This window comes from Frateuria sp. GZRe12 (assembly GCF_051900535.1).
In the GTDB taxonomy this organism is placed as follows: Bacteria; Pseudomonadota; Gammaproteobacteria; order Xanthomonadales; family Rhodanobacteraceae; genus Frateuria_A.
Genome location: NZ_JBHZGI010000002.1, coordinates 472,532 through 491,561 on the forward strand (window position 1 = coordinate 472,532; position 19,030 = coordinate 491,561).

The 19,030-nt window shown below is 69.4% G+C and carries 20 protein-coding genes; 11 read left to right on the top strand and 9 right to left on the bottom strand.

The annotated features are described in order from the left end of the window. Positions 1-44 precede the first annotated feature (44 nt). The 4 genes from ACFWZ4_RS07910 to ACFWZ4_RS07925 all read right to left on the bottom strand — a co-directional run bounded on the left by ACFWZ4_RS07910 (position 45) and on the right by ACFWZ4_RS07925 (position 5,036). Positions 45-728 carry a YecA family protein gene (locus tag ACFWZ4_RS07910; protein WP_439704175.1) on the bottom strand — a complete coding sequence of 228 codons (684 nt, stop codon included), beginning with the start codon at positions 726-728 and terminating at the stop codon, positions 45-47. Between the two features lie 6 nt (positions 729-734). Then, entirely contained in the window at positions 735-1,505 is a 771-nt protein-coding gene (gene xth / locus ACFWZ4_RS07915; protein ID WP_439704176.1) for an exodeoxyribonuclease III, read from the bottom strand. Between the two features lie 31 nt (positions 1,506-1,536). Then, entirely contained in the window at positions 1,537-2,898 is a 1,362-nt protein-coding gene (locus tag ACFWZ4_RS07920) for a cation:proton antiporter (protein ID WP_439704177.1), read from the bottom strand. A gap of 80 nt (positions 2,899-2,978) precedes the next feature. Continuing rightward, complete coding sequence (locus ACFWZ4_RS07925) at positions 2,979-5,036, bottom strand: M3 family metallopeptidase (RefSeq protein WP_439704178.1); 2,058 nt, start codon at positions 5,034-5,036, stop codon at positions 2,979-2,981. A 95-nt stretch (positions 5,037-5,131) separates the two neighbouring features. On the opposite strand from ACFWZ4_RS07925, the gene ACFWZ4_RS07930 reads away from it, so the two are divergent. Further along, the gene (locus ACFWZ4_RS07930) at positions 5,132-5,662 is read left to right on the top strand and encodes a gamma carbonic anhydrase family protein (protein WP_439704179.1); all 531 of its coding nucleotides are present in this window, start codon (positions 5,132-5,134) and stop codon (positions 5,660-5,662) included. Here the strand turns inward: ACFWZ4_RS07930 and ACFWZ4_RS07935 are convergent. Further along, positions 5,647-6,150 carry an energy transducer TonB gene (locus ACFWZ4_RS07935; protein ID WP_439704180.1) on the bottom strand — a complete coding sequence of 168 codons (504 nt, stop codon included), beginning with the start codon at positions 6,148-6,150 and terminating at the stop codon, positions 5,647-5,649. The genes ACFWZ4_RS07930 and ACFWZ4_RS07935 overlap by 16 nt on opposite strands. A 232-nt stretch (positions 6,151-6,382) precedes the next feature. Further along, a complete protein-coding gene (gene aroE, locus ACFWZ4_RS07940) occupies positions 6,383-7,222 on the bottom strand; it encodes a shikimate dehydrogenase (RefSeq protein WP_439704181.1) in 840 nt (279 codons plus the stop codon). A gap of 113 nt (positions 7,223-7,335) precedes the next feature. Between aroE and ACFWZ4_RS07945 the strand changes: the two genes are divergently transcribed. Both ACFWZ4_RS07945 and ACFWZ4_RS07950 read left to right on the top strand, forming a co-directional pair. Further along, positions 7,336-7,551 (top strand): hypothetical protein, encoded by a 216-nt coding sequence (locus ACFWZ4_RS07945; RefSeq protein ID WP_439704182.1) that lies wholly within the window; start codon positions 7,336-7,338, stop codon positions 7,549-7,551. A gap of 110 nt (positions 7,552-7,661) precedes the next feature. After that, positions 7,662-9,752 (top strand): putative bifunctional diguanylate cyclase/phosphodiesterase, encoded by a 2,091-nt coding sequence (locus ACFWZ4_RS07950; protein ID WP_439704183.1) that lies wholly within the window; start codon positions 7,662-7,664, stop codon positions 9,750-9,752. A gap of 3 nt (positions 9,753-9,755) precedes the next feature. On the opposite strand, the gene ACFWZ4_RS07955 is transcribed toward ACFWZ4_RS07950, so the two are convergent. After that, complete coding sequence (locus tag ACFWZ4_RS07955) at positions 9,756-11,240, bottom strand: RimK family protein (RefSeq protein WP_439704184.1); 1,485 nt, start codon at positions 11,238-11,240, stop codon at positions 9,756-9,758. Between the two features lie 196 nt (positions 11,241-11,436). Between ACFWZ4_RS07955 and ACFWZ4_RS07960 the strand changes: the two genes are divergently transcribed. Continuing rightward, positions 11,437-11,919 (top strand): GNAT family N-acetyltransferase, encoded by a 483-nt coding sequence (locus tag ACFWZ4_RS07960; protein ID WP_439704185.1) that lies wholly within the window; start codon positions 11,437-11,439, stop codon positions 11,917-11,919. A gap of 114 nt (positions 11,920-12,033) precedes the next feature. Here the strand turns inward: ACFWZ4_RS07960 and ACFWZ4_RS07965 are convergent, their stop codons facing one another. Further along, complete coding sequence (locus tag ACFWZ4_RS07965) at positions 12,034-12,717, bottom strand: hypothetical protein (protein ID WP_439704186.1); 684 nt, start codon at positions 12,715-12,717, stop codon at positions 12,034-12,036. 62 nt (positions 12,718-12,779) lie between these two features. Here ACFWZ4_RS07965 and lptM point away from each other — a divergent pair, with 62 nt between their 5' ends. From lptM to ACFWZ4_RS08000, 7 genes are all read left to right on the top strand, one after another. Continuing rightward, on the top strand, positions 12,780-12,947 hold the full coding sequence (gene lptM / locus ACFWZ4_RS07970) for an LPS translocon maturation chaperone LptM (RefSeq protein ID WP_439704187.1): 168 nt from the start codon (positions 12,780-12,782) through the stop codon (positions 12,945-12,947). Next, positions 12,947-13,783 (top strand): diaminopimelate epimerase, encoded by an 837-nt coding sequence (dapF, locus tag ACFWZ4_RS07975; RefSeq protein WP_439704188.1) that lies wholly within the window; start codon positions 12,947-12,949, stop codon positions 13,781-13,783. Before lptM ends, dapF begins: the two co-directional genes overlap by 1 nt. 161 nt (positions 13,784-13,944) lie before the next feature. Then, positions 13,945-14,631, top strand: a complete 687-nt coding sequence (locus ACFWZ4_RS07980; RefSeq protein WP_439704189.1) for a DUF484 family protein — start codon at positions 13,945-13,947, stop codon at positions 14,629-14,631. After that, positions 14,628-15,521 carry a tyrosine recombinase XerC gene (gene xerC / locus ACFWZ4_RS07985; RefSeq protein WP_439704280.1) on the top strand — a complete coding sequence of 298 codons (894 nt, stop codon included), beginning with the start codon at positions 14,628-14,630 and terminating at the stop codon, positions 15,519-15,521. The genes ACFWZ4_RS07980 and xerC overlap by 4 nt, the downstream gene beginning before the upstream one ends. A 124-nt stretch (positions 15,522-15,645) precedes the next feature. After that, complete coding sequence (gene hslV, locus ACFWZ4_RS07990) at positions 15,646-16,212, top strand: ATP-dependent protease subunit HslV (protein WP_439704190.1); 567 nt, start codon at positions 15,646-15,648, stop codon at positions 16,210-16,212. A 68-nt stretch (positions 16,213-16,280) separates the two neighbouring features. Continuing rightward, positions 16,281-17,618, top strand: coding sequence for an ATP-dependent protease ATPase subunit HslU (hslU, locus tag ACFWZ4_RS07995; protein ID WP_439704191.1), 1,338 nt, complete (start codon positions 16,281-16,283; stop codon positions 17,616-17,618). A gap of 36 nt (positions 17,619-17,654) precedes the next feature. Further along, positions 17,655-18,269, top strand: coding sequence for a hypothetical protein (locus ACFWZ4_RS08000; protein WP_439704192.1), 615 nt, complete (start codon positions 17,655-17,657; stop codon positions 18,267-18,269). Between the two features lie 77 nt (positions 18,270-18,346). On the opposite strand, the gene ACFWZ4_RS08005 is transcribed toward ACFWZ4_RS08000, so the two are convergent. Next, positions 18,347-18,904: a cation transporter gene (locus ACFWZ4_RS08005; RefSeq protein ID WP_439704193.1), complete on the bottom strand. Its 558-nt coding sequence runs from the start codon at positions 18,902-18,904 to the stop codon at positions 18,347-18,349. Positions 18,905-19,030 lie beyond the last annotated feature (126 nt).

Consider the following 19,030-nt stretch of genomic DNA (forward strand, 5'->3'; position numbering starts at 1 on the left):
CTTGCCGGAATCCTACGAAGAAGCGCGCTGCGGGCCTGGCCGGTTCAATGCACCCAGTGTCCGCTGCGCTGGCGCGGCGGCGGCGGCGCATCCTCGCCGGGCGGCGCGGGAGCGCGGGTGAGCGCGGCCAGCTCCTCTTCGGTGGCCGGATGCTCGTGCCAGTAGTGGTCGACCGCACCGAGCACCGGCGCCACCTGCGCCAGGCATTCGTCGTATTCCTCGTCGCTTAGCTTTTCGAACTCCGCCTCGGCCGAAAGGATGCCCTCGTCCACCGCCAGCGCCATCACGGGCCCGAGCATTTCCATCAGCTGCGGATCCTCGGCCAGGCGCTTCTCCCACAACGTGGCGCGCAGGTCGATGCCGCGGCTGAAGCCTTCGCACCAGCCGGCGGCGGAGAGCACCGGGCCGGTGTCGGTGTCGACTTCGCCCAGGATCGGCTCGTAGGCATCCACGTCCAGTTCGACGCGGATCGAATCGTTCAACTTGGCCAGCAGTTCGAGCACGCGGTTGCCCTCGGCCTCGTCGGCAAAGGCATCGTGCAGAACCTCGGGCAGCCATTCGTCGGGCAGCACCTCGAGCGGGCCGACGGCGATCGCCGAGAGCATGCCGTGCACGCCGTCGAGCAGCAGGCGGCCTTCGTCCGCATGGCCGCGCAGGTAGCGGTCAAGTTCGTCCAGTTCCTCGTCGGTGAGGGAGCTGGGCCATTCTTCAGGCGGAGTGCTGTTCATCGTTCCTCAGATATCCAGATCGAGCGTCACCGGGGTGTGATCGGAAGGGCGTTCCCACTTGCGCGGCACGCGGTCGATGCCGGCCGCGCGCGCGGTGCCTTTCAACGCATCGCCGAGCAGGATCAGGTCGATGCGCAAGCCCAGGTTGCGGCGGAAGGCGGCCTGTCGGTAGTCCCACCAACTGTGGTGGCCGGCGTCCTGTTCGAACAGGCGGAAGCTGTCATGCAAGCCCAGGCCCGTGATCGCGCCGAGCGCCTCGCGCTCGGGCACCGAGCACAGCACCGAGTCGCGCCAGGCGACCGGGTCGTGCACGTCGCGGTCGTCCGGCGCGATGTTGAAGTCGCCCAGCACGACCAGGTTCGGATGGCGCTCGTGTTCGCGCGCGATGAATTCGCGCACCTTCGCCAGCCAGTCGAGCTTGTAGGCGTACTTCGGATCGCCCACCGCCTTGCCGTTGACCACGTACAGGTCGATCACGCGCAGCTCGCCGATGGTGGCGGCCAGGATGCGTCGCTGCGGATCGTCCAGGTCCGGGATGTCGGTCACGACATCGGTGGGCGCTTGCCCACGGGCGAGGATCGCCACGCCGTTGTAGGTCTTCTGCCCGGAGAACACCGCGCGGTAGCCGGCCGCGGCCAGCTCGTCGACCGGGAACTTCGCGTCCTCCAGCTTGGTTTCCTGCAGCGCCACGACGTCCGGCTGCGCCTCGGCCATCCACTGGGTCAGCTGCGGCAGGCGCACCTTCAGCGAGTTCACGTTCCAGGAGGCGATCTTCATCGGCGCATTGTAGGCGAAGCGCCGGGCAGGGCTATCGGCGCGCGGCCGCCTTGCGCTGATGGCGCGCGATGCGCCGGCGGCGCCAGGCCAGCAACGGCTGCGCGCTGAAGCCGTGCACGACCACGCTCAGGGTGATGGTGGTCAACACCACGCCTGCGACCAGTCGCGCGGCCTGGCCGTCCAGGCCATGCGTCAGTGCATAGGCCAGGTAGTTCAGCCCGCCGATGCCGCGGATGCCCAGCCAGCCGAGCAACAGCCGGCGACGCCAGTTGAGTCCCATGCCGATGGTGGTGACCCAGGTGGCGAGCGGCCGGATGAGCAGGAACAACACGCCGGCGAGCAGCACCGCCTGCGGCTCCCAATGCCGGGCCAGCGCGATACCGAGCAGCAACACCAGCAACGGTCCCAGCAAGTGCTCCATCACGCCGCCGAAGGTGAGCGCCTCGGCGACCACGTGGCCGACCGCCTCAACCGGCTCGTCGCGGTCCGGTCCGCCGGCCAGCGCGGGGCGCACGACGAACTCCGCCGGCGGCGTGCGGGTCATGTCGCGCGCCTGTGGCACGCTCGGGTGGGGATGCTCCTGCATCACGCCGATTTCGAGCTTGCGCATGCCCACGCCGGCGGCGAACACCGCCAGGAAGCCGAGCGCGCCGATGGCTTCGGCGGCGGCATAGGTCACGGCGATCAACCCGGCGGTGAGCAACGCCCCGGGGCCCGGGTCGCGCGCCATGGTCACCAGGTGCGTGCTGACTTTGCCGACCAGCCAGCCGGCGCCAAAGCCGACCGCGATGCCTGCGCCCACGCCCCACAGCAGTTCGACCAGCGCCCAATGGCCGAGCGCATCCCATGACAACGCGCCATGCAGCCAGGCCAGCCCGAGCAGCAAAAACGGCATCGCGCTGCCGTCGTTCATGCCGGCCTCGCCCGACAGGGCGAAGCGCAGGCCGTCATGGTCGGCTGCGCTGTCGACCGCCAGCGTGCTCGCCAGCACCGGATCGGTCGGCGCCAGCATCGCTGCCAGCAACAGCGCCAGCGGCCAGTCGAGCCCCAGCAACGCATGCGCCGCCAGCGCGGTGCCGCCGATGGACAGCGCCATCCCGGGGAACGCCAGCCGGCGTGCCACCTGCCATGGCCGCGCGCGCCAGGGCACGCGCAGCTTCAAGCCACCGGAGAACAGCGAGATGATCAGCGCCACTTCGGTCAACCGCAGCAACCAGCGCCCGTCGACCAGGAAGTCGATGTCCAGCAGGTGCAGTCCCCAGGGACCGATCGCTACGCCGACGGCCAGGTACAGCGCGAATTGCGAGAGCGGCAGCGGGCGGATCCAGCCGGCAGCCAGCGACATGCCCAGCAACAGCACGCCGGCGGCAGCCATCCAACCCAGAAAGCCCATTCCGGTTTCCTTCTGCGGAGCCCGCCCCTAGGGTCGCGGGCGGGGCATTCACAGGGGATGAAGCGCGCGGGCGCCTTCGATCAGGTCAAGCCGTGGCTGCGCAGCAGCGCCTCCGGCTCGGGCTTGCGGCCGCGGAAAGCGACGAAGCTTTCCAGCGCGGGGCGGCTGGCGCCGACGGCGAGGACTTCGCGGCGGAAGCGCTCGCCGGTGGCGCGGTCGATCACGCTGCCGCCGTGTTCGGTGAGTGCCTCGAACGCGCCGAAAGCATCGGCCGAGAGCAGCTCGGCCCACAGGTAGCTGTAGTAGCCGGCCGCGTAGCCGCCCGAGAAGATGTGCGTGAAGGCATGCGGGAAGCGCTGCCAGGCCGGCGGATGCAGCACCGCGACCTGATGGCGCACTTCCTCCAGCACCTCCATCGTGCGCGCGCCGCGCGCCGGGTCGTATTCCAGGTGCAAGAGGAAATCGAACAGCGCGAACTCCAGCTGGCGCACCAGGAACAGGCCGGCGTGGTAGTGCCGCGCGGCGAGCATGCGCTCGTAGAGCTCCCCCGGCAGCGCCTCGCCGGTCTGCCAGTGGCGCGCGAACATGTCCAGCGCCTCGCGGTTCCAGCCGAAGTTCTCCATGAACTGGCTGGGCAACTCGACCGCATCCCACTCCACGCCGTCGATACCGCCGATCGAGGGCAGGGCGATCTCGGTGAGCAAGTGGTGCAAGCCGTGGCCGAACTCGTGGAACAGCGTCAGCACGTCGTCGTGCTTGAGCAGCGCCGGCTTGCCTTCGGTGGGCGGCGCGAAGTTGCAGGTCAGGAAGGCGATCGGCAACTGGTGCGCGGCGGCATCGTCGAAGCGCGCGCGGCAGACGTCCATCCAGGCGCCGCCGCGCTTGCCGTTGCGCGCGTAAAGGTCGACGTAGGCGCCGGCAAACACCCGGCCGTCGGCGTCGCGCACGTCGTAGTAGCGCACGTCCGGATGCCATACGTCGACGTCGTCGCGCGAGCTGAGCGTGATGCCGTAGAGCTTGCCGGTAAGGGCGAACAGTCCGTCGATCACCGCCGGCAGCGGGAAGTAGGGTTTGAGTTGCTCCTCGTCCAGCGCGTAGCGCTGCTGGCGCAGCTTTTCCGAAACGTAGGCGATGTCCCAGGGTTCCAGATTGTCCAGGTCCAGTTCCGCCTGGGCCCAGACGCGCAACTCGTCCAGCTCCGCTTGCGCCACCGGCCGCGCGCGCGCGGCCAGGTCATGCAGGAAGTCCAGCACCTCGGCGGGCGAGCCGGCCATCTTGGTGGCCAGCGACTCCTCCGCGGCGTTGGCGAAGCCGAGCAGCTGCGCAGCCTCGTGGCGCAGCTTCATGATCTCATCGATCCGCTCGCCGTTGTCGAACTTGCCCGCGTCCGGGCCCTGGTCGGATGCACGGGTCTGGTAGGCCCAGTACACGCGCTCGCGCAGCGAGCGGTTGTCGGCGTAGGTGAGCACGGCCTGCACGCTGGGCTGCTTGAGGGTGACCAGGAAGCCGTCCAGTTCCTGTTCGGCGGCATAGCGGCGCAGCACCGCGCGCGAGGACTCGGGCAGGCCTTCGAGATCACGCTCGTCGGTGACGTGTTCCTGCCAGGCCTCGGTGGCGTCGAGCACCGCGTTGGCGAATTCGGTGGACAGGCGCGAGAGCGTCACGCCGATCTCGCGGTAGCGCGAGCGCGCCGGTTCCTCCAGCGCGACGCCGGAAAGCCTGAAATCGCGCAGCGCGTGCTCGACCAGCGCGCGCTCGGGCCGCGGCAGCGAGGCGAACGTGGGCGCATCGGCCAACGCCTGCACCGCCGCATACAGCGCGCGGTTCTGGCCCAGCTCGATGGCGTGGTCGGTGAGCTTTTCCTCGGCCGGCCCGTACACCGCGCGCAACGCCTCGCTGTCGGCGACCGCATGCAGGTGCCCGACCGGCGCCCAGGCGTGCGCCAGACGCTGCTCCAGCCGCTCCTGGGTCAGCATCACCGTGGCGAAATCCTTCGGCGCCTCCGGTCCGGTCAGCGCGTCGATGCCGGCGCGGTAATCGGCCAGGATGGCGTCGACCGCCGGTTCCACGTGCTCGGGCTTGATCTGCGAAAAGGCGGGAAGCGGCTGGTCGGCGAGCAACGGGTTGGTCTGGTCCATGAAAGGCTCCTTGGGATCGTTCCAGCGTGGCGACCGGACTGGGCGAATTCAAGCCGCGCGGCACCGCCGGTGTGTGCTCACTTACAATCGGGCGGATGAACAATCTGCGTATCTACAAGGGCATCGCGCCCACCCTGGGCCAGCGCGTGTACGTCGATCCCGCCGCCAGCGTGATCGGCGACGTGGTGTTGGGCGATGACGTATCGGTGTGGCCGGGCGTGGTGCTGCGCGGCGACGTGCATTACATCCGCGTCGGGGCGCGCACCAACATCCAGGACGGCACCATCGTGCATGTCAGCCATGAAGGCCCCTACGGCCCGGGCTTCCCCTGCCTGATCGGCGAGGGCGTGACGGTCGGCCACGCCGCGGTGGTGCATGCCTGCACCCTGGAGGACTACTGCCTGATCGGCATGCACGCGACCGTGCTCGACGGCGCGGTGGTCAGGAAGCACGGCTTCGTCGGCGCCGGCGCGGTGGTCCCGCCGGGCAAGGTCGTGGGCGAGCGCGAACTGTGGCTCGGCAACCCGGCCAAGTGCGTGCGCGTGCTCAGCGACAGCCAGGTCGAGCAGTTGCACTACTCGGCCGAACACTACATGCGCTTGAAGGACAACTACCTGGCCGGCTGAGCGGCCTGTCGCGCCAGTCGTGCCTGCAGGATCGCCGCGCGCGCCTCGTGCCGGCGCACTTCCAGGTGGCGCTGCGCGGTGAGTTTGCCTGCCAGCAGCGCCAGCAGGTAGTTGTCGGCATCGAAGTCGCGCAGCAGGCGCAATTCGCGCTCGGCCTCGTCCAGCTCGCCACGGTCGATCGTCTGCTCGACGACCTTCGTGGCCGCGGGAAACAGCCGCTGCAGGGCCTCGCGGGTCGCCGCATCCTCCGGCTCCAGGCCAAGCACGCTCAAGTAGAACTCGTAGGCGTTGCTGCCGGCCGGGGCCAGCAGATGGTGTTCACGCTCGGCGGTCTGCGCCAGCGCCAGCAGGATGCCGCGACCGCTCGCGTCGTCGTCGGACAGGGGACGGACCGGTGGGTGCCGGAGCAGGCCCAACGCGCCCGGCAGCAGGAGCAGGGCGCCGACGGCCAGCCAGGAGCGGCGGACGGGCGCGAAGGAAACGGACATGCGAAGGATCGCCAGTGGCTCCGCGCAGGGGCGGCTGGCGCACGGTAGCGAGGGCAGGTTGCAATGCCGTGACTCGCGCGCATCCGGTCATCGCTCTTTCGGGACGTTGCCGGCCCAACGCGTTGCCGGCTGCAGGAGGTGCGGAGCGGCCCCGTGACGCGGCGGGTTTGCCTTCCCGATAGCAGCGTCCAAGGGCGCTCCTACCAATGGTCGTGCTTGCGGTGCGTGGACCTCAGGCCAGCGTTGCGCGCAGGTGCGCGTATACCGGATCGGTCTCCGGGCGGCGGCCGTGCCACAGCGCGAAGGCGTCGGCGGCCTGCTCCACCAGCATGCCCAGTCCGTCGCACGCGGCCCTGGCGCCGGCGGCCCTGGCCCAGGCCAGGAAACTCTGCGCGCCGCTGCCGTAGGACAGGTCGTAGCCGACCGTCTGCGCAGTGGCCAGGCTCGTCGGGAGCGCCAGCGGCTGGCCGAGCACGCCGGCCGAGGTGGCATGCACGATCAGGTCGAAGCTGCCCAGTTCATCAAGGTCCTGCCAGTAGCGCGCGCGTGCCCGCGTCACGCCCAGCGCAACGGCGAGCGCCGAGGCGGTATCCGGCGTGCGGTTGACGATGGTCAGCTCCTCCACGCCGGCGTCGAGCAACTCCCACGCTACGCCGCGCGCCGCACCGCCGGCGCCGAGCAGCAGCACGCGGCGGCCCTCCAGCGCGCACTGCTGGCGGCCGGTGAGGTCGCGCACCAGGCCGGCACCGTCGGTGTTGTGCGCTGCCAGGCGGCCGTCCGCAAGTCGGGTCAGCACGTTTGCGCTGCCGGCACGGCTCGCCGCCGCACTGTGCTCGTCGGCCAGAGCGAAGGCCGCGGCCTTGTGCGGCAGGGTGACGTTGGCGCCATGGGCGTGAGCCAGGAAGCGGCGCACGGTATCGGCAAACGCTTCGGGCGCCACGTCGATCGCGGTGTACTCGAGCGTGATGTCGCATTGCTCGCCGAACAGCCGGTGGATCGTCGGCGACAGGGAATGGCTGATCGGGTGGCCAAACACCGCATAGCGTGCGGGAAGGTCGGTGCCGTGCGGCATGGGCGGTCCCAAGGCGGTTGGTGCGCGCATTCTAGGCGCGCGCGGGGTCCGTCGCAGCCGCTGAGATGGAAGCCGCCCAGCATGGTTTCCGTGTCCCTTCCGGAGCCCCGACCATGCCCGTTTCCCGATCCCAGGCGTTCACGTTCCAGCTGGCCGCCGGTGCCGGCCTGTGGGTGTTGTTCGGTACCTTCCTGCTCGCGCTGACACCCATGCCCGCGCATACCGATGCGCTCGGCTGGGCGCCACTGTTCTGGCTGCTGCTCGCACCGCTGTGCGTGCTGGCCGGCCTGCGCCTGCGGCGACTGGCCCTGGCCCTGCCAGGCGTCTGAAGCTTCGGCCGAGGGGCAGGCGAATGCCGCCCCCGACGTGTCCGTTGTGCTACAACGCGCGATCGATTTCGCGACGCGCTGGCGTCCGGCAGGGGGCCGGCAACCCGGGCATGATGGCGGTCAGTTACAACCCGTGGCTGGTGTTGCTGTCGCTCGCGCTGGCGGCGCTCGATGCCTATGTCGCATTCAGCGTCGTCGGTCGCATCGCGCGCTCGCGCGAGCCGGGCGCCGTGCTGTGGACCACGTTCGGCGCACTGGCGATGGGCTCGGGCGTGTGGGCCATGCACTTCATCGGCATGCTGGCGCTGCAGGTGCCGATCCCGCTCGGCTACGACAGCCAGCAGACCACGTTGTCGGCCGTGCCGGTGGTGTTGGCCACCGGCGCCACGCTGTGGTTGCTGGCCCGGCATCCGACCCGGCGCGGCGCGGTTCTCGCCGGTTGCGCCATGGGCGTGGGCATGACGGCCATGCATTACCTGGGCGTGGGGGCGCTCGACATGCAGCCGGTGATCGCCTGGCGCGCGCCATGGACCATCGCCTCGTTGTTGTTCGCGGTCATCGGCTCGATCGCCGCGATCGCTCTGCACAGCGTCATCTGGCGCAGCGACCGGCGTCGCCGCTGGTGGTTGCGCATGCTGTCCGCGCTGATGCTGGGCGGCACCGCCACCGGGGTGCATTACCTGGGCATGATCGCGATGCAGTTCGCGCCCGGCGCGGTGAGCCTGCAGGCGCGCACCGGCCTCCATGGCCTGGGCCTGGGGCTGGCGGTCAGCCTGGTGTCGGGCCTGCTGCTGTTGCTTACGCTGGGCGTGAGCCTGGCGCACCGGCAGTTGCAGCGACACACCGAGGCCATCTCGCGCGAACTGGGCCAGGCCCGCGACGCGCTGAGCTGGCTGGCCTACCACGACGAACTAACCGCGCTGCCCAACCGCGCCAACGTGCTCGACCTGCTCGACCGGCTGCTGCCGCTGGCGCGCGAGGAGCGTTTCGAGGTGGCGGTGATGTTCGTCGACCTGGACGGCTTCAAGTCGATCAACGACACGCTCGGCCACGAGGTGGGTGACGAGTTCCTGCGCTCGGTCGCCGACGCCCTGCGCGCGAGCGTGCGCAGCCGCGACACCGTGGCGCGCTTTGGCGGCGACGAGTTCGTGGTGGTGCTCGAGCGCTACCGCAGCGAGCAGAACCTGAGCGCGATCTGCCAGAAGATCCTGAGCCTGGTCAGCCGGCCGGTGACGGTCGCCGGCCACGCCGTGAGCGCCACGCCCAGCATCGGCGTGGCGATGTTCCCGCGCGATGGCGAGGACGCCGCCAGCCTGCTGCGCCACGCGGACCTGGCGATGTACAGCGCGAAGGAGCATGGCAAGGCCGGTTACTGCTTCTACCAGCCGTGCATGAGCGAACAGGCGCGCGACCGGCTGCTGCTTTCGGCCGAGCTGCGCGAGGCGCTGCAGCGCGAGGAGCTCGTCGTCCACTACCAGCCGAAGGTAGCGCTGGACAGCCGGCGCGTGGTCGGCCTGGAGGCGCTGGTGCGCTGGCCGCATCCCGAGCGCGGCCTGTTGCTGCCCAATCACTTCGTGTCCCTGGCCGAAGGCAGCGGGCTGATCGGCCAGCTCGGTCGCGTGGTATTGCGCCAGGTCGCGCGCCAGCTGGCGCAGTGGCGTGCCCGCGGGTTGCCGCTGGTCCCGGTGGCGATCAACGTGTCATTGCAGGAGATCCAGGACGGCCATTTCGTCGCCGGGCTGCTCGGTACGCTGCGCGAGTTCGGCCTGCACCCGAGCCTGATCGAGTTCGAGATCACCGAGTCGGCGGCGATGAAGAACGCCGAGCACACGCTGCGCCAGTTGCGCCAGCTCGAAGCGCTGGGTTTCCGCATGGCGATCGACGATTTCGGCACCGGCTTCTCGAGCCTGAGCCACCTGCGCCAGTTGCCGACGCAGACGATCAAGATCGACCAGAGTTTCGTGCAGGGCGCCGAGCGCAACCCGGCCGACCGCGACATCACCGAGGCGATCATCGCGCTGGCGCGCAAACTGCGGCTGACCACCGTGGCCGAAGGCATCGAAACCGAGGCGCAGGCCGCGTGGCTGCGCGAGGCCGGCTGCGAGATCGGCCAGGGTTTCCTGTTCGTGCCGCCGTTGCCCGCATCGCAGGTGCCGGCGCTGCTGCTGGGCGAGCGCACGCCGGCAATCAGCGCCCTGTAGGAGCTACCGGCCGATGCCCAGGCGCTTGTGCTCCATGCGCCGCAGGAACTCCTGCATGATGCGCCGGTACAGGTCCACGCCCAGGTAGGCGTCCTCCACGCCGGCGTCGATCGACGGATTGTCGTTGACCTCGATCACCACCGGCTTGCTGCCGACCTGCTTGAGGTCGACGCCGTACAGCCCATCGCCGACCGCCTGGGTCGCCTTGAGCGCCAGCTTGACGACTTCGGCCGGTGCATCGCGCACCGCCACGGTCTCGAAGCCGCCGGACTTGGCGGTGCCCTTGGCGCCGTGGTTGTAGATCTGCCAGTGGCCGCGCGACATGTAGTACTTGCAGGCGTAGAGCGGCTCGCGGTTGAGCACGCCGATGCGCCAGTCGAACTCGGTATAGACGAATTCCTGCGCCAGCAGCAGCGCGCTGTGCGAGAACAGCTCGCCCGCCGCCTTCTCCAGCGCCTCGGCGTTCTCCACCTTGACCACGCCGCGCGAGAACGAGCCGTCGGGAATCTTCAGAACCAGCGGGAAGCCGAGCTTGGCGGCGGTGTCCTTCCACGCCTTGGCGTTGTCGCGGTAGAGGATCTCCGTGCGCGGCACGGCGAGCTTGCGCGAGACCATCAGGTCGTTGAGGAATATCTTGTTGGTGCAGCGCAGGATCGAGGTTGGATCGTCGATCACCACCATGCCTTCCTTCTCCGCGCGGTGGGCGAAGCGGTAGGTGTGGTTGTCGCTCGCCGTGGTCTCGCGGATGAACAGGCCGTCGTATTCGGCCAGGCGCGGATAGTCGATCTTGCCGATCGGGTCGACCTCGATGCCCAGTTCCTTGCCCGCGGCGATGAAGGTCTTGAGCGCCTTTTTGTTCGACGGCGGCATCGCCTCGTCGGGATCGACCAGCATCGCGATGTCGTAGCGGTACAGCTTGCGCGTGCGCGGCTTGCGCCAGAGCTTGCGCGAGAAGCGGTCCAGCTCCGCCGCGAAGGCGTCCTCCTGCGCGTCGTCCAGCGTGTGCAGGCCGACCGGCTTGATCGAGGCGACCTGCCACACGCGCTCGCGCTCGAACTCGATGCGCAACAGCGGGCAGGGGAACATCTCGAACAACTGCCGGGCCAGGTCCTGCAGCGCCGGGTAGGCGGTCTCGCCGAAATACACCAGGATGCCGAAGTCGGTGGTATCGCGACCGCCGGCAGGCAGGAAGTGGGTGAGCTTGCTGTTGAGGTCCTCGATGTCCAGGCCGTACAGCGAGCGGCGGCGCAGGTCGTTGATGGTGCGCACCGAGGGCAGCACCTTGTGCCCGCGCGCCTCGGCCAGCAGCGAGACGTAGTAGCCGGTGCCCAGGTACTTGTAGCTGCGGCACAGGTTGATCACGTGGGTGCGTTCGTCGTCGCCGCCGACTGGTTCGCGCAGGTAGTCCATTGCGCTCATGACGTCCACGGAAGGGTAGTAGGCGCTCCAGTCGGAGGCTTTCTCGACGACGATCACCAGGCGGGTCATGGCACCTCGTTACACGCAAAAGGGGATGCCGTCGCGCCACGGAACGGGGCGGCAGGGCGCAAGTGGCGAAGTGTGGGCATAGGCGCGGCGGTGCGCAACGGTGGTGCGCGCATCGGTTCAGCGTGCCGTCGCCGTCGGTAAATCGCGACGCCGGCTGGGCTGAAGTCCGCCGGGTGATTCTGCGTAGACTTGCGTCATGACGCTAGCGCCCGCCCACGCCCTGCCGGTTCCCGTGCGTCGCGCCACGCCGGCAGACCTCGACGCCCTGGTGGCGCTGGAACTTCGCGCCTTCAGCGGCGACCGCATGAGCCGCGCGCAGTACCGCCGCCATCTCGCCAGCCCGCGCGCGGCCGTGCTCGTCGCCGACGTGCCGGGCGAAGGCCTGCTCGGCAGCGCGCTGGTGTTCTTCCGCGAGGGCAGCACGCGAGCGCGGCTGTATTCGATCGCCACCGCGCCACAAGCGCGCGGGCGCGGCATCGGCGCACGCCTGCTGGCCGCCGCCGAAGAGGCCGCCCGTGCGGGCGGCTGCCGCGCGGTGCGGCTGGAAGTGCGCGTGGACAATACCTCCGCCATGGCGATGTACGAGCGCGCCGGCTATCGGCGGATCGGTCGTTACGCGGCTTACTACGAGGATGGCGCCGACGCCTGGCGCTACGAGAAGAGCGTCGCGGTTTCCTGAGCGCTGCCCGACGTTACGGGACCTTCCGGCTTCGGCGCTTTGCGCCTGCGCGTGGGCTGCTTCGTCTGGAACGATGCCGTTCGCGCCACGCGCAGGCCGGGTCGAAGCATCACCTCAGAGCGGATGCGCGATCCGGTCGGCCGTTTCGTCGTCGGGCCGCGCCACCAGCGCGCCGGTGCGCATCAGGCTCACCGTGTAATGACCGCCGTCGACCAGCGGCAGGTAGATGCCGCTGCCGTAGACGGTATCGACCATCGGCAGCCAGTCGGGATGGGCGCGGGCCAGGGTGACCAGGTCGCCTTCGCCTGCGTCGCGGAAGTCGACCACCGTGCGCATCTGGCTCATCTCCTCCGCCGGGTCGTCGTAGCGGCCCGAGAGTCGATCCAGGCGATACAGCGGCGGCATTCCGGCAAGCACGGCCGGCAGCTTCCACTTGAGCACCAGCGCCTCGATCCGCCAGGCATCGCCGGCCAGGGCCACGTCGCGATGCTGTCCGTCGGGCCAGGTCAGCGTGAGCGCCCAGCGTTGCGGCGAAAGGATGCGCGCGTCGACCGTCACCACGGGCGCTTCCTCGCCGAGCAGTCGGTAGCCGCGCAGGCTCCATCCGGCGCCGGCCAGCAGCAGCGCCAGGCCCAGCCCCACCAGCAGGAACACCGTGCGCAGGATCGCCGCGAACGGCCGGCGTGCGCGCAGCCGGCGGCCCAGCGCCACCAGTTGCACCAGCGCGAACAGCAGCGCCAGCGCGGCGAGGATCCACAGCAGGGTACTTGGCAGCTGCAACAGCGTGGCCCAATCCATCGAAGGCAATCCGCGACGTTATGATGCGCGCATCATAGCCGCCGCCCCGTCGAGGAAGCCCGATGCGCCGATTCATCCTCTGCACCGCCCTGTTGGTCGTCGCGGGCCTGCTCGCCGGTTGCGGCAACAAGGGCCCGCTGGTGCTGCCGCCGGGGCAATCCAACACGGTGGCGCCGGACGCCTCGGTGCCGGCGCCGGCCACGAGCGCGCCGCTGCCCGACGGACCGTGATGCGTTTTTCCAAGATGCACGGCATCGGCAACGACTTCGTCGTGGTCGATGCGCGTGATGTCCCGCTCGCGCTCGCGCCGGCGCAGATCCGCGCGCTGGCCGACCGCCACACTGGGATCGGCTGCGACCAGCTGCTCAGCGTGGAAGCCGCGCGCGACCCGTCCTGCGCGTTCTACTACGGCATCTGGAACGCCGATGGCAGCCCCTCGGGCCAGTGCGGCAACGGCGTGCGCTGCGTGGCGGCGTGGCTGCATCGCGCCGGTGCGCTGACGCTGGACACGCCCGTGCGCATCGAGAGTCCCTCCGGGCCGGTCGGCGTGCGCGTACTGGATGCCCACCGCGTGACGGTGGACATGGGCGAGCCGGAGTTCGAGCCGGAGCGCATCCCGTTTGCGGCGGAAGGTTCGGCCGAGGTCTATTCGCTTTCGCTCGGCGAAGATTCCGTGCAGGTTGGCGCCGTATCGATGGGTAATCCGCACGTGGTGGTCGCCGTCGAGGACCTGGCCGATCCCTCCCTCGCAGGGCTGGGTCCACAGCTCACCAGCCACCCGCGCTTTCCCGCGGGCGCCAACGCCGGCTTCGTGCAGATCCTGAGCCGCGGCCACCTGCGCCTGCGCGTGCACGAGCGCGGCAGCGGCTGGACGCAGGCCTGCGGCACCGGCGCGTGCGCCGCCGTGGCGGTGCTGCGACGGCGTGGCCAGGTGGACGAAAGCGTCCAGGTCGACCTGCCCGGCGGACGCCTGCAGATCGACTGGGCCGGTCCCGGCCACACGCTGTGGATGACCGGGCCCGCGGCATTCGCCTTCGAGGGCGAGTGGTCGCCGGACGCGGCGTAGGCTGGGCGCCAGGCCACCACGAGGTGCGGCAACGGTGGGGCGGAAGCCCGCCCCACGCGCGGAGGTTCGCTCAAACCTGCATTGGCGATTGATGCGCAGGCGCGCGCGTCGCACACTCGGGGCAGGCCGATCCGCCGCCTGACGTTTCCTTAGGTCGTTCCATGCCCGACACCCTGCTCGACGAGATCCCCGGCGCCACCGCGGTCGCCGCTTACCTCAAGCGCCATCCGCACTTCCTGGCCGATTACCCGGACCTCGCCGCGCAGCTGACGCTGCCGCGAAGCGAGGGTCCGGTCGCGTCGCTGGCGATGTACCAGCTTCAGCAGTTGCGCGAGAAGAACGCCGAGCTCGAGCGCCGCCTGGCCGAGCTGATCACGATCGCCGCGGAAAACGAGCGGCTGATGCAACGCGTGCACGAACTCAACGTGACCATGCTGCGTGCGGCCACGCCCTCGCTGGCGGCGCGCAGCGTGATCAGCCGGCTGGCCAGCGATTTCCGTATTGAGCAGGTGCGGCTGGTGCTGTTCGGGCAGACCTACGGCCTGCCGCAGGCCGAATGGCTGGTGCTCGAACCAGGCGGCCGCGCCGCGTTGACCGAGTTCGCCGGTTTCCAGGGCAACCACGAGCCGCTGGTCGGGCGCCTGTCCGCCGAGCGCCTGTACCGCCTGTTCGGCGACCACGCGCCCGAGGTGCACTCGGCGGCGGTGATGCCGCTGGGCGAGTTGGGCCTGCTTGCCTTGGGCAGCGCCGACCCGAACCACTTCCAGCCAGGCATGGGCACGCTGTTCCTGAAGATGCTCGCCGCCACCGTCGCTGCCGCGCTGACCCGTTCGCAGGAGCTGGCCTGAGCGCCACGTCGCGCGGGCAGGTCGAGGCCTGGCTCGGCCGGCTGGCCGGCGAGCGCCAGGCCTCCGCGCACACGGTCGCGGCTTACCGGCGCGACCTGGACAAGCTGCTGGGCTGGATGGACGCGCAAGGCATCGGCGATTTCGCCGACCTGGGCGCACACCGCATGCGTGCGTTCGTGGCCACCCAGCATCGCGCTGGCCTGTCGCCGAAGAGCCTGCAGCGATTGCTCTCCTCCTGTCGCAGCCTGTTCCGCCAGCTGACCCGCGAGGGCCTGCTCACGCACGACCCTGCCGCCGGCGTGCGTGGTCCGAAAGTCCACCGCAAGCTGCCACAGGTGCTGGACGTGGACGAGGCCGGCGCGCTGGTGGAGAACCCCGGCGAAGGCGCGCTGGCGCTGCGCGACCGCGCCATGCTGGAGCTGTTCTACTCCTCCGGGTTGCGCCTGTCGGAGCTCTGCGGCCTGCGTTGGGGCGACCTCAGCCTGGACGAGGGCGAGGTGCGCGTGCTCGGCAAGGGCGCCAAGACCCGCATCGTGCCGGTCGGCAGCCACGCCGTCGCCGCGCTGCGCGCGCTGGGTCACGCCGAGGGCATGACACCGGGCGCGCCGGTGTTCCGCGGCCGCGCGGGCGCGCCGATCAGCCCGCGCACGGTGCAGGCGCGGCTCAAGACGCTGGCAATGGCGCAGGGTTTCGCCAAGCACGTGCATCCGCACCTGCTCAGGCACACCTTCGCCAGCCACATGCTCGAATCCTCCGGCGACCTGCGCGCCGTGCAGGAACTGCTCGGTCACGCTGACATCGCCACGACCCAGATCTATACGCACCTGGATTTCCAGCACCTGGCCAAGGTCTACGACGCGGCCCATCCACGGGCGCGGCGCAAGGGTTGAGGCGCCGGAACCCGCGACACACTTCCACGTGCGACGTCCGGGCCCGTTCGGCGGCTCCGCGGCCATGTTGAAGGCCACCCCGGCGACCCCATGTATGCACGCTCGAGCATTCGCGGAGCCTTGCATGGAATCGTTCCACGCCACCACCATTCTCTCGGTCCGCCGCGGCGGGCGCGTCGTGCTGGGCGGCGACGGCCAGGTCACCCTGGGCAACACGGTGATGAAGTCGAACGCCCGCAAGATCCGCCGCCTCGGCAAGGGCGACGTGCTGGCCGGTTTCGCCGGCGCCACCGCCGACGCCTTCACGCTGTTCGAGCTGTTCGAACAGAAGCTGGACAAGCACGGCAACAATCTCACCCGCGCGGCGGTGGAGATGGCCAAGGAATGGCGCACCGACCGGCGCTTCGGCAAGCTCGAGGCGATGCTCGCGGTGGCCGACAAGGATGCCTCGCTGCTGATTTCCGGCAACGGCGACGTGCTGGAACCTGAAAACGGACTGATCGCGATCGGCTCCGGCGGCCCCTACGCCCAGGCGGCGGCGCTGTCGCTGCTGGAGAACACCGACATGGATGCGCGCCAGATCGTGGAGAAGGCGCTGAAGATCGCCGGCGACATCTGCATCTATACCAACCACAGCACGACCATCGAGGAACTGGAGGCGGCGACCGGCAGCGCGGAACCGGGGACGTGAGCCTGCCCGTTCACCTCACGCCCAACGTCCTGCTGTCTCCGTCCCTCGCTCCCCATCCGGCGCACCCCATGTCCGAACTCACTCCCCGCGAAATCGTCAACGAACTCGACCGTTTCATCATTGGCCAGAACGACGCCAAGCGCGCCGTCGCCATCGCGCTGCGCAACCGCTGGCGGCGCATGCAGCTGGACCCGGAGATGCGCAACGAGGTCACGCCCAAGAACATCCTGATGATCGGGCCCACCGGCGTGGGCAAGACCGAGATCGCGCGCCGCCTGGCCACGCTGGCCAACGCGCCGTTCGTCAAGGTCGAGGCGACCAAGTTCACCGAGGTCGGCTACGTGGGCAAGGACGTCGAGTCGATCATCCGCGACCTCGCCGACGTGGCCTACAAGCTCACCCGCGAGCAGGCGACCAAGCGCGTGCGCTCGCAGGCCGAGGACCGCGCCGAGGACCGCATCCTCGATGCGCTGCTGCCGCGCCGCCAGACCGCCACCGACTGGTCGCACGACCTCACCGTTTCGCATGCCGACAGCGACACCCGGCAGAAGCTGCGCAAACAGCTGCGCGAAGGTTCGCTGGACGACCGCGAGATCGAGCTGGACTTCGCCATGAACGTGGGCGTGGAAATCATGTCGCCGCCGGGCATGGAGGAGATGGGCCAGCAGCTGCGCCAGATGTTCCAGAACCTCGGCGGCGCACGCACGCAGTCGCGCAAGCTGCCGATCAGGGCGGCCCGCCCGCTGCTGGTGGAGGAAGAGGCCGGCAAGCTGGTCAACGAGGAGGAGATCCGCGCGCAGGCGGTCGAGGCCGCCGAGCAGAACGGCATCGTCTTCATCGACGAGATCGACAAGGTGGCGCAGCGTTCGGAGTGGGGCGGCGCCGGCGTTTCGCGTGAGGGTGTGCAGCGCGATCTGTTGCCGCTGGTGGAGGGCTCGACCGTGTCGACCAAGTACGGCCCGATCAAGACCGACCACATGCTGTTCATCGCCTCGGGCGCGTTCTCGCTGTCCAAGCCGTCGGACCTGATTCCGGAACTGCAGGGGCGCCTGCCGATCCGCGTGGAGCTGTCGGCGCTGTCGATCGACGACTTCAAACGCATCCTTCGCGAGCCGCACAACGCACTCACGAAGCAGTACGTGGCGCTGCTCGCCACCGAAGGCGTGGCGATCGAGTTCAGCGATTCGGGCATCGATCGCCTGGCCGAGGTCGCCTGCCAGGTGAACGAGCGCACCGAGAACATCGGCGCCCGCCGCCTGCACACCGTGATGGAACGCCTGCTGGAGAGGATTTCGTTCGAGGCCGCGGACAAGTCCGGCGAAAAGTACCTGATCGACGCCGAACAGGTGGACAAGAACCTGGGATCGCTCGTGAAGGACCAGGACCTGAGCCGTTACATCCTCTAAACAAGCTGCAGAGACCCGTCTGGTAAAATTCCTGTCATGGGCAAGGTCATTGAACTCAAAACCACCGGCCAGCGCGCGCAACTGCGCGAGGCGCAGCAGAACCAGCACCTGGTTCGGCTGTGGCGTGCCGAACTGGAGCACGGCAGCTTCTGCGGCTACGTGGGCGGCGTCGGCCGCGAGTTCCTGCTGCTGTGGGTGGTCGGTGACGGCATCACCTATGACGGCATGTACGTGATGCGCCACCGCGACATCTCCGAACTGGAGGCGCCGGACAAGCACCACGACTTCATGGAGAAGGCGCTCAAGCTCAAGCAGCTGCTGCCGCGCGCCCCGCGCGGCTTCCCGCTGGACACGATCCGCGAGGTGGTCCAGGCCGCCGGTCGCGTGGCGCCGGTGATCGGCGTGCACGTGGACAGCGAGGACGAAGCCGAGGTCTGCTACATCGGCCGGCTGGTCGGCGTGGAAGAGGACGGCTTCACCCTGCAGGAAATCAGCCCCGACGCCGAATGGTTGCGCGAGGCCTCTTTCTTCGCTTGGGACGAGGTATCCACGATCAGCATGGAAGACGGTTACGCGCAGTCGCTGCTCGCCGTGGCTGGCGCGCCGCCCCCGCTGGAGCAGGGCGACTCGGGCATCGGCCACGCCCACTGATCCGCTGGCGTAGTCGCGCTTCACCCGACCACCTCTCCCACAACATCCTCGGTGAGCTGACGCCCACGCGGCGTCAGCTATGCCTGCGCCTGGCGGTGCTCACCGCGGGCCGCTTCCCACACTTCGCGCGCGGCGTCCGCGTTCATCGCGGCAATTCCAAGCCCAACGACGACATCCGGCCACACCGAGCCGGTCCACGCCGTCACACCACCAGCCAGCACGATCGCCACGTTGGCGAATGCGTCGTTGCGTGCCGACAGGAACGCCGCCCGGGTCAGGCTGCCGGCGTGGTGGCGGAAGCGCGCCAGCAGCAACGCGCAGGCCAGGTTCACGACCAATGCGCCCAGGCCCGTGACCGACAGCGGCAGCGGCGCGGGTGGCACCGGCAGCTGCAGCTTGCGCCACAGTGCCCACAACAACGCCAACGCCGGCACCAGCAGGATCGCCGCCAGCGCCATGCCCACGCGCGCCCGGGCTACGGGCGACCAGCCCAGCGCCAGGAAGATCAGCAGATTGACCGACGCATCCTCGAGGAAGTCGATGCTGTCGGCGAACAGTGAGACCGAACCGATCGCCAGCGCGACCGCGAACTCGACGCCGAAATAGGCGAGGTTGAACAGGGCGACCAATCGCACGACCCGATGCAGCGAGGTGCGTGAGTCCGTGAGGGCGGGTGGCTGCGAGCGCGATGGCGAGGTCATGGAGGCATGCTCGCATACGGGGGCAGGAACGGCCGTCAACGAGCCGGTGTCGGCGTAACC